General features: G+C 71.2%; 12 protein-coding genes and 1 pseudogene. 9 read left to right on the forward strand and 4 right to left on the reverse strand.

Features of this window, described 5'->3' with window-relative positions; all coding sequences use genetic code 11:
- Positions 1-85 precede the first annotated feature (85 nt).
- Positions 86-715 (reverse strand): annotated as a pseudogene (locus OG718_RS47685) (sigma-70 family RNA polymerase sigma factor); the annotation flags it as partial.
- Positions 716-812: 97 nt separating this feature from the next.
- Between OG718_RS47685 and OG718_RS47690 the strand changes: the two are divergent.
- Positions 813-1,937: a MerR family transcriptional regulator gene (locus OG718_RS47690; RefSeq protein WP_143633869.1), complete on the forward strand. Its 1,125-nt coding sequence runs from the start codon at positions 813-815 to the stop codon at positions 1,935-1,937.
- A 15-nt stretch (positions 1,938-1,952) separates the two neighbouring features.
- Here OG718_RS47690 and OG718_RS47695 read toward each other — a convergent pair whose 3' ends face one another.
- Together OG718_RS47695 and OG718_RS47700 are read right to left on the reverse strand one after the other, a co-directional pair.
- Positions 1,953-3,326, reverse strand: coding sequence for a cryptochrome/photolyase family protein (locus OG718_RS47695; protein WP_328847123.1), 1,374 nt, complete (start codon positions 3,324-3,326; stop codon positions 1,953-1,955).
- Positions 3,327-3,422: 96 nt separating this feature from the next.
- Positions 3,423-4,952 carry an SDR family oxidoreductase gene (locus OG718_RS47700; RefSeq protein WP_328847124.1) on the reverse strand — a complete coding sequence of 510 codons (1,530 nt, stop codon included), beginning with the start codon at positions 4,950-4,952 and terminating at the stop codon, positions 3,423-3,425.
- A 163-nt stretch (positions 4,953-5,115) separates the two neighbouring features.
- Here OG718_RS47700 and OG718_RS47705 point away from each other — a divergent pair, with 163 nt between their 5' ends.
- On the forward strand, positions 5,116-5,304 hold the full coding sequence (locus tag OG718_RS47705; protein WP_143633875.1) for a hypothetical protein: 189 nt from the start codon (positions 5,116-5,118) through the stop codon (positions 5,302-5,304).
- Between the two features lie 47 nt (positions 5,305-5,351).
- Here OG718_RS47705 and OG718_RS47710 read toward each other — a convergent pair whose 3' ends face one another.
- Positions 5,352-6,272, reverse strand: coding sequence for a LysR family transcriptional regulator (locus OG718_RS47710; RefSeq protein WP_328847125.1), 921 nt, complete (start codon positions 6,270-6,272; stop codon positions 5,352-5,354).
- A 143-nt stretch (positions 6,273-6,415) separates the two neighbouring features.
- Between OG718_RS47710 and OG718_RS54500 the strand changes: the two genes are divergently transcribed.
- The 7 genes from OG718_RS54500 (at position 6,416) to OG718_RS47740 (ending at position 13,008) form a co-directional block, all read left to right on the forward strand.
- On the forward strand, positions 6,416-6,493 hold the full coding sequence (locus OG718_RS54500) for a putative leader peptide (RefSeq protein ID WP_353963659.1): 78 nt from the start codon (positions 6,416-6,418) through the stop codon (positions 6,491-6,493).
- A 154-nt stretch (positions 6,494-6,647) separates the two neighbouring features.
- Positions 6,648-7,784 carry a dimethylsulfone monooxygenase SfnG gene (gene sfnG, locus OG718_RS47715; RefSeq protein ID WP_306941715.1) on the forward strand — a complete coding sequence of 379 codons (1,137 nt, stop codon included), beginning with the start codon at positions 6,648-6,650 and terminating at the stop codon, positions 7,782-7,784.
- A gap of 43 nt (positions 7,785-7,827) precedes the next feature.
- On the forward strand, positions 7,828-9,045 hold the full coding sequence (locus OG718_RS47720; protein ID WP_328847126.1) for an acyl-CoA dehydrogenase family protein: 1,218 nt from the start codon (positions 7,828-7,830) through the stop codon (positions 9,043-9,045).
- A 57-nt stretch (positions 9,046-9,102) separates the two neighbouring features.
- Positions 9,103-9,657: an NADPH-dependent FMN reductase gene (gene ssuE, locus OG718_RS47725; protein WP_328847127.1), complete on the forward strand. Its 555-nt coding sequence runs from the start codon at positions 9,103-9,105 to the stop codon at positions 9,655-9,657.
- A 2-nt stretch (positions 9,658-9,659) separates the two neighbouring features.
- Positions 9,660-10,892 carry an SfnB family sulfur acquisition oxidoreductase gene (locus OG718_RS47730; RefSeq protein ID WP_328847128.1) on the forward strand — a complete coding sequence of 411 codons (1,233 nt, stop codon included), beginning with the start codon at positions 9,660-9,662 and terminating at the stop codon, positions 10,890-10,892.
- A gap of 108 nt (positions 10,893-11,000) precedes the next feature.
- A complete protein-coding gene (locus tag OG718_RS47735; RefSeq protein WP_143633885.1) occupies positions 11,001-12,146 on the forward strand; it encodes an LLM class flavin-dependent oxidoreductase in 1,146 nt (381 codons plus the stop codon).
- Between the two features lie 157 nt (positions 12,147-12,303).
- On the forward strand, positions 12,304-13,008 hold the full coding sequence (locus OG718_RS47740) for a nucleotidyltransferase domain-containing protein (RefSeq protein WP_143633887.1): 705 nt from the start codon (positions 12,304-12,306) through the stop codon (positions 13,006-13,008).
- Positions 13,009-13,076: the final 68 nt, after the last annotated feature.

Raw genomic sequence — 13,076 nt, forward strand, 5'->3', positions numbered from 1 at the left:
CGGTAGACGCCGCGTATGTACATTCTGCTCTTATTTCTTCTTTATGTGTAGAGGTGGGCGGGTCGGAGGGGGCAGGAGATGCGTAGTCCGCACGCAGACAGCGACGCAGCCGGTACAGCCCGCGTCGGGCGTGGCTCTTGACCGTCCCCAGCGGCCAGCCCGTGCGCTGGGCGATCTGGGCCTGGGTGAGGTCCTCGTAGAACGTCAGACGCAGGACTCGTTGCTGGGCGGAGGGCAGCCTGGCCATCTCCCGCCGGATCAGGATCCGGTCGAGGACCGCTTCGGGCTGCTCGTCCGCATGATCGGTGAGTACCAGGACGGATCCCGCCCGGGCGATGAGCTCCGCCTGACGCGTCCGGGTCGCCAGGGCGTCGGCGATCCTGCGTCTGGTGATGCCCACGATCCAGGCCGCGACCGCGCCGCGTTCGGGCCGGTAACCGTGACGGCCGCGCCACACCCCCAGGAAGACCTGCTGGGTGACGTCCTCCGCCTCCCTCGCGTCGCCCAGCGCGCGCCACGCGAGGGTGTGGACCAGCGCGGACCACCTGCGGTGGGCGACGGCCAGGCAGGCCTCGTCGCCGTCGGCCAAGCCGCGGGCCAACTCCTCGTCGGTGAGCGGCCCCTTGCCGGTGAGCGACTCCTTCGAAGGGACCCGGGAGGGGGTGTCCCCCTCCGCTGTGACCGCCGACCGTTCGGGCGTCGCATGTCCGTTCATGACCATGGCTCCTCACGTCGTGCCCCGGTGCGGCCATCGTCGGAGCCGGGCCGTGAGGTGATCAATGCGCATCGATTCTGCGTCGTATAGTCGGCCCATGTACGAGCCGACGGGCGGGACGAACCGCCCGGACGACACCTCTCCGGAGGCGGTCGAGGCGGCCGATACGGGCTTGACGACCGGGGCAGTGGCCCGCCGGTTCGGGGTGTCGCCGACCACGCTGCGCTCGTGGGACCGCCGCTACGGCCTGGGCCCCGCCGTCCGCGCCGACGGACGCCACCGCCGCTGGACGACCCGGGACGTCGCGATGCTGGAGGCGATGTGCAGGCTGACCTCCGCCGGGGTCCCGCCCGCCGAGGCGGCACGCGCCGCCAGGCAAGGAGCGGCCGAGGAAAGGGCCGTCAACGCGGAGGCTCCGAAAGCTCCGAAAGAGGGGGTCGCCGGAGAGAAGGCCGTCGAGGAGACGAGCGGCTCGCCCTCGCCCGACCGGACTGCCCACGAGCGCCCACCCGCTGACGACGACCGGCCGCCCACGGCGGGCCTGCCGCTCCCCGGCGACGTCCGCAAGGAGTGCCGTGGCCTTGCCCGGGCCGCTGTCCGGCTCGACGCCCCTGCCGTGGACAGCCGGTTGACCTCGGCCGTCGAGCGGTACGGCCTCACGGTCGCCTGGCAGGACGTGATGGTTCCGACGCTCCACGCCGTCGGCCGCAGATGGGAGTCGTCCGGCGACCGGTATGTAGAGGTCGAGCACCTGCTGTCCTGGCACATCTCCACCACGCTCCGACGTGTCACCCCGTCCCTGCGGCCGGGTACGCCGGAGACCGCCGCGGGGCCGGTGGTCCTGGCCTGCGTACCCGGCGAGCAGCACAGCCTGCCGCTGGAGGCGCTGAACGCCGGACTCGCCGAACACGGCCTGCCCACCCGGATGTTCGGCGCGGCCGTGCCCGCGGAGGCACTCACCGCCGCGGTACGGCGGCTGGGGCCCTCGGCCGTCGTCCTGTGGGCCCAGGCACGCTCCACGGCGAGCATCCCCCTGGCCCGCCACCTGGCTGCCACGCACTGGGGCGTGAAGGGCGCACGCAGACATCCGACGGTCGTACTGGGAGGCCCTGGATGGGCAGGGCGGTCGGCGCAGGGCATGTTCCGGCCGCCGAGCCTGCACGACGCACTGGCCGTCCTCGCGGCTCGTTACGAGAACAGCGTCCCGGGACCGGTGGACTGACGGACCGGCGGGTCCTCAGGCCCGACCGCGAGCATGCCTGAAACGGGCCAGCCCGTCGGCGAGTTCGACGATCGGGCCGGGATAGTCGTAGGCGGCGCGTTCGAGGCCCTTGAGTTTCCACGGCTCGTGCACGGCGGCCCCGTCGAGCCCTTCCAGTTCGGGCACCCAGCGCCTGACGTACGTACCGTCCGGGTCGTACCGCTTGCCTTGGAGAACCGGGTTGAGGATCCGGTTGGGCCGTGTGTCGGTGCCGGTTCCCGCCACCCACTGCCAGTTGAGCTGGTTGTTCGCGATGTCGCCGTCCACCAGCAGTTCGAGGAAGTGACGGGCGCCGATCCGCCAGTCGACGTACAGCGTCTTCGTGAGGAAGCTCGCGGCCAGCAGGCGTCCCCGGTTGTGCATCCAGCCCTCGTACAGCAGTTGGCGCATGGCCGCGTCGACGACGGGATAGCCGGTCCGACCCTCCTTCCAGGCATCGATCTCCTGCGCGGCCGACTTCTCCGACCGCCACAGATCGCGCCGGGTGCGGTAGTCCGCTGTGGAGGAGTCCGGCCGTGCGGCCAGCACCTGATGGTGGAAGTCCCGCCACGCGAGCTGCCGTACGAACGCCTCGGCGCCCGGCCCGTCCGCCTTCCGCGCCCGGTGGACCAGCTCGACGGGGGACAGCGTGCCGAAGTGCAGGTGCGGGGAGAGGCGCGAGGTGGCGTCCCCGGGAAGGTCGTCGTGGCGGTCCTCGTACGAACCGATCCCGGCCCGCAGCCAGGCCGTCAGTCGTTTCCTGCCCTCCGTCTCGCCGCCCGTTGCCAGCCCTTCCGACAACCCGGACAGATCCCCGCGCCCAGGGAGTGCTTCCGAACCGATGCCCTCAGGTACGCGCACGGTGCGGGGTGCGCCGAGCACGTTGCGCGGGTGCTGCCGCGCCCAGTGCCGGAAGTACGGCGTGAAGACGGCGAAGTGGTCCGAGGCGGCCGGGGTCACGGTCCCCGGTGCCAGCGCGGTGATCACCGTGTCGTGGACGTGCAGCCGGCGCCCCTCCGACTCCAGGGCGGTGCGCAGCCGTTCCTCTCGCCGGTGGGCGTAGGCGCTCGCCCCGGCCGCCATGTGCACCTCGTCGGCGTCCGTCTCCGTGACCACCCTGCACACCTGGTCGACGACATCGCCGGACCGGAACACGAGGCGGCCGCCGCGCTCACACAGTCCCGCGTCGAGATCCCGCAGACAGTCGGCGAGAAACGCCAGCCGGTTGGGCGCGGCGAATCCGGCCTCGTCGACGGCCCGGTCACGGACGAACAGGGGCACCACCGCGCCGGAGCCGTCGAGCGCCGCACGGAGCGGCGGATGATCGTGCAGGCGCAGGTCGGAGGTGAACAGGACGACCGAGACGTTCATTTCTTGACTCCGGAATTCCGGTACGGGACGAGATGGGAGGGGCACGGGAGAGGCGGGGTGGGGCGGGAAGGTGCGACGGGCGTCGGGCACCGGGCATCAGCCACCAGGTGTGCCGAGCCGCGCCGCAGCGGGCTCCGTCCTGGCCGCGGTCCGTGCGATGTTGCGGGCCATGCCGCCGAACACGACCGCGTGGAACGGCGACACGCTCCACCAGTAGGCGTGGCCGAGCAGCCCGTGCGGATGGAAGAGGGCGCGCTGGCGATAGCGGACGCCGCCGCTCTCGTCCGTGTCGACGCGCATCTCCAGCCACGCGAGGCCCGGCAGCCGCATCTCGGCGCGCAGCCGCAGCAAATGCCCTCGTTCGATCTCCTCGACGCGCCAGAAGTCGAGCGAGTCGCCGACCCGCAGCCGTGCCGCGTCGCGGCGTCCTCGGCGCAGGCCCACCCCGCCGACCAGCCGGTCCAGCCAACCGCGCACGGCCCAGGCGAGGGGAAAGGAGTACCAGCCGTTGTCACCGCCGATGCCCTCGATCACCCGCCACAGGGCCTCGGGCGGGGCGTCGACCGTCAGCTCGCGCAGGTCCGTGTACAGGCTGCCGCCCGCCCAGTCGGGATCGGTGGGCAGGGGGTCACTCGGGACACCCGGCACCGAGGCGGACGACCAGCGCGTGGCGACCCGCGCCTCCCGGACGCGTCGCAGGGCCAGCCGCACCGACTCCTCGAAGCCGATCGGACCGCCAGGCGGGTCGGGCACATGCCGGGCGATGTCGTGCTCGCGGCAGACGACCTCGTGGCGCAGCGACTCGGTGAGCGGGCGGGCGATGGAACTCGGCACAGGCGTGACCAGCCCGACCCAGTGGCTGGAGAGCCCGGGCGTCAGGACCGGCACCGGCACGATCAGCCGGCGCGGCAGGCCCGCGACCGCCGCGTATCTGACCATCATCTCGCGGTACGTCAGGATCTCCGGGCCGCCGATGTCGAAGGCCCGGCTGACGTCGTCCGGCATCCGCGCGGCGCCCACCAGCGTGCGCAGCACATCCCGTACGGCGATGGGCTGGATCCGCGTGTGGACCCAGCTCGGAGTGACCATCACGGGCAGTCGCTCGGTGAGGTAGCGCAGCATCTCGAAGGAGGCCGAACCCGAGCCGATGATGACCGCCGCGCGCAGCACGGTCGTCGGCACACCGGAGTCCAGCAGGACGCGGCCGACCTCGGCCCGGGACCGCAGATGCGGCGACAGTTCCCTCTCCGGCACCCCGGCGGGGGTGAGTCCGCCCAGGTAGACGATCCGGCGTACGCCCGCAGCCCGGGCCCGTTCCCCGAAGGTGCGCGCCGCCCTGCGGTCGGTCTCCTCGAAGCCCTTGCCCGTGCCGAGCGCGTGCACCAGGTAGTACGCGACGTCGATGTCCCGCATCGCCGCAGCGACGGATTCGGGGTCGGTGACGTCGCCGCGCACCACCTCGACGTCGCCCGCCCACTCATGGTCGCGGAGGGCGCCGGGGGAGCGGGCCATGCAGCGCACCCGGTGGCCCGCGGCGAGGAGCTCGGGGACGAGCCGGCCGCCGATGTATCCCGTCGCGCCCGTCACCAGGCACCGCAGCCCGCCGTCGGAGACGTCACCGCTCATGAGTTCTCAGCCTTCCGTGTCGGTGTCCCCCTCCCGATCACTTCCCTGTTGAAGGCCCCCATGGATGCGCCGACCGGGCCACTGCGGCCATCCGGGTCGCGGACGCCGGCACATGTCTGCGCAGATCGGGGGCAGACGAGGTGCAGGAGAGAGTCGTCGGTCGATGCTGGAGGTGGCTGCTGTCATGGGCGCGAAGGTGCTGGAGCGGTTTCCCGCGGGAGCCCCGCGTGGATCGTGGCCCGCGGAGGAGTACGCGGCGCTGCGTCGCGCCGAGGGCGAGCCTGCGGCGGTCGTGATGGACCTCGAGTCGGACGCCTTCCTCGTGGTGGTCCCGGCGCTCGACGAGGACTGATCCCGCACGGGCAGGTGCCGCCCCGGGCGAGCCCGGCCGGCGCCGCGTCACGGCCGCCCGGTCACCGTTCCCCCGAGTAGCGCGGCCCGGCGCACGAAGGCCTCGTGCAGATCGTGGGCGGCCCGCGGTACCGAGTCGGCCTTGCGCCGCTGCAGCATCAACAGCACCCGCGTGGAGTCGTCGGCCAGCGGTCGGCAGACGATCGAGCCCTGCCGTTCCAGCGGATCGTCGATCACGCTGAAGTCGGGCAGCACCGTGGCCCCCAGCCCTTCCGCCACCATCAGCTTGCCCATCTCGGCGCCGTCGGTGGAGTAGGAGAAGGACGGCTCACGGTCGCCCAGCAGCCGGTGGACGTAACGGTGCATCACATAGCCGGAGCGCATCGCGATGAGCGGTTCGGCGAGCAGGTCGGACACGGACACCACCGGGAGCGACGCGAGCGGACTGTCCGGCCGCACGCACACCACCGGCCGCCCGCGCAGCAGCTCCGTGGAGTCGAAGTCGGCGGCCACGTCGTCACCCTCCAGGTGGTTCACCAGACCGAGGTCGAAGCCGCCCTCCAGCAGGGTCCGGTGGATCTCCGACTGCTGAGCGCCGACGACCTCCACCTGTGTCGCCGGATGCGTGGCGCGGAACTCCCGGACGGCCGGAATGAGCAGCGGCACGGTCGCAGCGTTCACCGTGCCGACGCGCACCATGCGGCTGATGCGGTGCTGCTCGCCCGCGGCGCCCCGCAGCCGGTCCACCGCGTCGAGGACGTTGATGATGTGCGGCAGCAGCTCCCGCCCCTCCGCGCTCATCTTCGCTCCGGACCGCTTGCGCTCCAGGAGGTCGACCCCGAGTTCACGCTCCAGATTCCGCACGGTCTCGCTCAACGCGGGCTGGGACAGGTGGAGTTCCTCGGCGGCCCGGCGCAATGAGCCGAGCCGGGTGACGGCCGTGATGTATTCCAGCTGCTCTATTCGCACCCCAGCAGAATGTGGTGCGCGCACCGCCCTGTTCAAGGGCTGCCCTGTCACGCCTTCGTGAAATTCGCCGGTCCGCGATGCGAGACCGATCGGGTATTCCTTGACGGTCAGGACCGACGGCTGCCACGATCGAGAACATGATGATGCGACTGGACCTCACGCGGCGACGCCATGTCGACCTTGCGCGTGTCTCCAGCGCCGCCTGTTGCTCCGCGGCCTGATCCACCGGATCCGCCGCGCCTTTCACCCCCTCTTCTTCCGACGCCCACGGCTGCCGTAAAGCCGTGAGTCGCTTTCCGCCGCCCGAATTCGGCAACGCACCTCACTGTCGCCGAATTCGGCCTGCCTGAATTCCCCCCGCAACAGGAGTTCCGCATGCCTGCAGAGAACCTTTCCGCAGACCCCGTCCGCTTCGCCTACTGGGTCCCCAACGTCAGCGGCGGCCTGGTCACCAGCAAGATCGAGCAGCGCACCGACTGGGGCTACGAGTACAACCGCGAACTCGCCGTCCTCGCCGAGAACAACGGCTTCGACTACGCCCTCAGTCAGGTCCGCTACATGGCCAGCTACGGCGCCGAGTTCCAGCACGAGTCGACCAGCTTCAGTCTCGCCCTGCTGCTCGCCACCCAACGCCTGAAGGTCATCGCCGCCGTCCACCCCGGCCTCTGGCACCCGGGCGTCCTCGCCAAACTCGGCGCCACCGCCGACCACTTGTCGAACGGCCGCTTCGCCGTCAACGTCGTATCCGGCTGGTTCAAGGGCGAGTTCACCGCCCTCGGCGAGCCCTGGCTGGAGCACGACGAGCGCTACCGCCGCTCCGAGGAGTTCATCCAGGCCCTGCGCCAGATCTGGACCGAGGACCACACCGAACTCGCCGGTGACTTCTACCGGTTGCGCGACTTCTCCCTCAAGCCCAAGCCCCTCAACACCGTCGAGCGCCCGCACCCGGAGATCTTCCAGGGCGGCAACTCGACCGCCGCCCGCGCGATGGCCGGCCGGGTCTCCGACTGGTACTTCTCCAACGGCAAGGACTTCGACGGCGTCACCGAGCAGATCAACGACGTCCGCAAGTCCGCCGCCGAAGTCGGGCGCAGGGCACCGAAGTTCGGCCTCAACGGCTTCCTGATCGCCCGCGACACCGAGGCCGAGGCCCGCGAGACCCTCCGCGAGATCGTCGCCCACGCCGACCGCGATGCCGTCGAGGGATTCGGCGCCGCCGTGAAGCAGGCCGGACAGTCCGCCGCGGACGGCAAGGGCATGTGGCAGGACTCCTCCTTCGAGGACCTCGTCCAGTACAACGACGGCTTCCGTACGGGGCTCATCGGCACCCCGGAACAGATCGCCGAGCGGATCGTCGCGTACAAGCGCCTCGGCGTCGACCTCCTGCTTCTCGGCTTCCTCCACTACCACGAGGAGGTCGAGTACTTCGGCCGCCGAGTGCTGCCCCTCGTACGCGAGCTGGAAGCCCAACTCCCGGACACTGAACCCGAGTCCGCCTCCGTCCACGCGTGAGCGCCCGCTCCTTCCGCACCGCACCGCGAGAGAGGTCCCCAGCATGAGCACCGCCACGCCCGCCGACTGGCAGACCCGCCCCACCCCCGAGACCCCCCAGGACTGGATCACCCGCGCCACCGAGGTCGCGGCCGTCCTCGCCACCGACGCCGCCGAACGCGACCGCGCGGGCGCCACCCCGTACGCCGAGGTCCGGCTGCTGAAGGACGCCGGCCTCGTCACCCTGCTCGGACCCACGGAACACGGCGGCGGAGGCCAGGACTGGCCGACCGCCTACCGCGTCGTCCGCGAGATCGCCAAGGCCGACGGCTCCATCGGTCAGCTCCTCGGCTACCACTACCTGTGGAACTGGGCCGCCCGCCTGGTCGGCACCCGCGAGCAGTGGGAGCACGTCGAGGCCGAGGCCGCCCGGGGCCAGTGGTTCTTCGGCGGGGCCGTCAACCCGCGCGACAAGGACGTCGTCGTGACCGAGGACGGCGACGACCTCGTCTACACCGGACGCAAGTCGTTCTCCACCGGCAGCAAGGTCTCCGACGTCACCGTCCTGGAAGGCGTCCTCGAAGGCACCGACCAGCACGTCTTCGCCATCGTGCCGTCCGACAGCGCCGGCCTGACCTTCCACGACGACTGGGACAACATCGGCCAGCGGCTCACCGAGAGCGGCGGCGTCACCCTCGACGGCGTCCGCACGCCGTGGGCCTCCGCCGCGGGCTACGTCGACAAGGAGTTCCGGCCCCGGATCTACAACACCCTGAACGTCCCCACCATCCAGCTGGTCTTCGTCAGCTTCTACCTCGGCATCGCGGGCGGTGCCCTGGAGACGGCTGCCGCCTACACCCGTACGAAAACCCGGTCGTGGCTGCACGGCGGCCACGAGCGAGCGGTCGACGAACCGTACGTCATCGACGTCTACGGAGATCTGACCGCGAAGCTCTGGGCCGTCGAGGCTCTCGCCGACGCCGTCGCCGCCGAGGGCCAGAAACTGCACGACGACCCGGACGCCGTGACCGAGCAGGCTCGCGGCGACTTCGAGGTCCGGGTGGCCGCCGTCAAGGCGCGTGCCACCGATGTCGCCCTGGAGATCAGCAACCGCATCTTCGAGGTGACCGGGGCCCGCTCCACCGCCACCGCCGAAGGCCTCGACCGCTTCTGGCGCAACGTCCGCACCCACACCCTCCACGACCCCGTCGCCTACAAGCGGCGCGAGGTCGGCCGCTGGCTCCTCGAGGGCGAACTGCCCGAACCCACCTGGTACTCCTGACCGCTCATTCCGGGGCGCCTCCCGCACGGAGGCGCCCCTCGTCCCGAAAGAGGACCCATGGCCACCGTCCTGTCCGTCTCCGGCAGCCCCTCCGCCTCCTCCCGCACCAACCGACTCCTGCGCCACCTGGACAACCGGCTGGCCGCACAGGGGCACGAGGTGATCCCGCTCGACGTCCGTACGATCCCCGCCGAGGCCCTGCTCGGCGCCGACTTCAGGCATCCGGCGATCGTCGAGGCCACCGCGCTCTTCGACCGCGCCGACGGAATCGTCATCGGCACCCCCGTCTACAAGGCCGCCTACTCCGGCGTCCTCAAGGCACTGCTCGACCTGCTCCCGCAGTACGCCCTCACCGGCAAGACCGTGCTGCCCCTGGCGACCGGGGGAACCACCGCACATGTGCTGGCCATCGACTACGCCCTGCGTCCGGTGCTCAGCTCCATGGGCGCCCGGCACATCGTCCAGGGCTGGTTCACCCTCGACAAGGACATCGCGGTGGGCGAGGACGGGGGACTCACGGTGGCACCCCCGGCCGCCGAGGCACTGACCCAGGTGCTCGACCAGTTCTCCGAGGCACTGGGCCGTACGCCGATCCTGGCCGCGGCGGGCTGACCGTGTCCGCGCAAGTCTCCGCCCGGACCTCCGCGCATACCTTCGTGCGGGGCGCCGCCAAGCTCATCGCCGACGATGCCGAGGCCCTGACCGTCGCAGCCGCACTGGCCGACGAGTTCCGGGCCGAGGCCTCCCGGCGGGACGCCGAACGCAGCCTGCCCCGTGAGGAGTTGGACCGGCTCTCCGACTCCGGCCTGCTCGCCGTCACCGTACCCGCCGAGCACGGTGGTGCCGACGTACGGCAGGAGACCCTCGCCGAGATCTTCCGGCTCCTCGCCTCGGCCGACGCCAGCCTCGCCCAGATCCCGCAGAGCCATTTCGTGTACGTCAATGTGATTCGCCGTCAGGGAACCCCGGAACAGCGGACGTTCTTCTTCGGCGAGGTGCTGGCCGGGCGCCGTTTCGGCAACGCCCAGTCGGAGGCCGGCACGAAGCACGTCCAGGACATCCGCACCCGACTGGAGCCGGCCCCGGACGGTTCGTACGTCCTCACCGGCGTCAAGCACTACTCCACGGGCGCCCTCTTCGCCGACTGGATCCCCGTTCTCGCCCGCGCCGAGGACGACAACCTGCACGTCGCGTACGTACCCCGGGACGCCGAAGGCCTCACGGTCGTCGACGACTGGGACGGCATGGGCCAGCGCACCACCGCCAGCGGCACCGTCAGGCTCGACGCCGTGCCCGTGCCCGCCGACCGGGTCCTCCCGCACCACCTCACCTTCCAGGGCCCCCAACTCCACGGCGCGGTGGCCCAGTTGCTGCACGCCGCCATCGACGCCGGGATCGCTGCGGGCGCACTCGCCGAGGCCGCGGAGTTCGTCCGCACGAAGAGCCGACCATGGTTCGAGAGCGGTGCCGAGACCGCCGCCGAGGATCCGCTGCTCATACAGCGCTTCGGGGAGCTGGCCATTCAGGTGCGGGCCACCGAAGCTCTGCTCGGCGCGGCGGCCCGGGCGGTCGACACGGCCCGTGCCGACCTCACGGAGGCCACGGCGGCCGAGGCGTCCATCGCCGTGGCCGTCGCGAAGGCGCACGCCGCGAGCACCGCGGTCGAGGTGTCGGGCGCGCTCTTCGAGGTGTCCGGCACCCGGTCCGCCCTCAACTCCCTCAACCTGCACCGGCATTGGCGCGACGCCCGCACCCACACACTGCACGACCCGGCCCGCTGGAAGATCCAGCACATCGGCCGGTACGTACTGAACGGCACGCCGCCTCCACGGCACGGACTCCTCTGAGACCGAACGCCTCTGACACCGGACTCCTCCGAGACCGGAAAAGCCGCCCACAGCACCCCGCTGTCCACGGCACCCACCAGCCACCCGCCCCGATCGGAGAACGGACCCGTGTCCCTCACCTTCCACTGGTTCCTGCCCACCAACGGCGACAGCCGCCATGTCGTCGGCGGCGGCCACGGCACCCCGGCCACGGTGTCCGGCCGGGACCGTCCGCCGACGGTCGCCTATCTCAGCCAGATCGCCCGCGCCGCCGAGGACCTGGGCTTCGTCGGCGCGCTCACGCCCACCGGCGCCTGGTGCGAGGACGCCTGGCTGACCACCGCGATGGTCAGCCAGAACACCGAGCGGCTGAAGTTCCTGGTCGCCTTCCGGCCGGGCTTCGTCTCCCCGACGCTCGCCGCGCAGATGGCGTCCACCTTCCAGCGGCAGTCCGGCGGACGGCTCCTCCTCAACGTCGTCACCGGCGGCGAGAGCCACGAGCAGCGCGCCTACGGCGACTTCCTCGACAAGGAAGCCCGCTACCGCCGTACCGGCGAGTTCCTGCAGATCGTCCGGGACCTGTGGGAGGGCAAGACCGTCGACCTGTCCGGCGAGTTCCTCCAGGTCGAGGACGCCAGGCTCGCCCGCGTCCCCGACCCGGTTCCCGAGGTCTACTTCGGCGGATCCTCGCCCATCGCGGGCGAGGTCGCGGCCAAGCACGTGGACGTGTACCTCACCTGGGGCGAGCCACCCGCGCAGGTCGCCGAGAAGATCGCGTGGGTGCGTGCGCTGGCGGCGAAGGAGGGGCGCAGTGTCCGGTTCGGCATCCGGCTGCACGTCATCACCCGTGACACCTCCGAGCAGGCCTGGGCGGAGGCGGACCGGCTGCTGGCCGGTTTCGACCCGGAGACCGTGAAGTCCGTACAGGCCGGTCTCGCCCGCAGTGAGTCCGAGGGCCAGCAGCGGATGCTCGCCCTGCACGGCGGCGGCAACCGCGACGGCCTGGAGATCCATCCCAATCTCTGGGCCGGCATCGGTCTGGTGCGCGGAGGCGCGGGCACAGCCCTGGTCGGCAGCCACGACGAGGTCGCCGAACGGATCAAGGAGTACCAGGCCATCGGCATCGAGGAGTTCGTCCTCTCCGGCTATCCGCACCTGGAGGAGGCGTACTGGTTCGGCGAGGGTGTCCTGCCCCGACTGGCGGCGCAGGGCCTGTGGCGACACCCGTTCGCCGAGCGTCCGGCCCCCGCGGCGCAGGTGCCGTTCGCGAGCTGAGGATCCGGGGGCGCAGTCGTCACCCGGCGCCGCGGAACGCCCCCGCACCCGTCCCTGCCCCGCGGAAAATGGCTGTACGCGGCCACCTCCCGGGTGATGACCTTGTGCGAGCCACCCGGCTCGCACAAGGGAACTCACTCAGGTAAGGGGGACGGCTGTGACGACCTCGAACATCCTGCTGTCCGGCATCGTCGGCTCCACCGCCTACGGTCTTGCACACGAGGGCTCGGACGTGGACCGCCTCGGCATGTTCGCCGCCCCCACCGACGACCTCCACGGCCTGCACCCGCCGAAGGAATCCCACGTCACGACCAAGCCCGACAGCACGCTCCACGAAGCTGCCAAGTGGTGCCGACTCGCCCTGCGAGGCAATCCGACGGTCACCGAACTGGTGTGGCTGCCCGACGAGTTGTACGAGGTCCGCACCCCGCTGGGTGACGAACTCATCGGCATCCGCACCACGTTGCTGTCCGCGAAGCGCGTCCGCGACGCCTATCTCGGGTACGCCACCCAGCAGTTCAAGCGCCTCTACGACCGAGGCGACAGTTCCTTCTCCGCGGACACCCGCAAGCGCACGGCCAAGCACGCCCGACATCTGCGCCGCCTGTGCCACCAGGGCTTCGAGCTGTACGCCACCGGCCGTGTGAGCATCCGCGTCGAGAACCCGGAGGAGTACCACCGCTTCGGCGAACAGGTGGCAGCCGACGCCATGGCCGCGCTGCCCCTGCTCAAGCGGTACGAGGCGGCTTTCGACGAGACCCGGAGCGCCCTGCCGGACCAGCCCGACGAGGCGCCCGTCGAGGCGTGGCTGCGCCGGGTCCGGGCCCACTACTACACACCCGAGGGCGCGCCGGGGCGGTGACCGAAAAAATCTCCCGCGGATGTCGTGGCGTGTGTCGATCCGGCGGTTCCCCCTTCGTGTAGTCAGTG

Source organism: Streptomyces sp. NBC_00258, assembly GCF_036182465.1.
Taxonomy (GTDB): Bacteria; Actinomycetota; Actinomycetes; order Streptomycetales; family Streptomycetaceae; genus Streptomyces.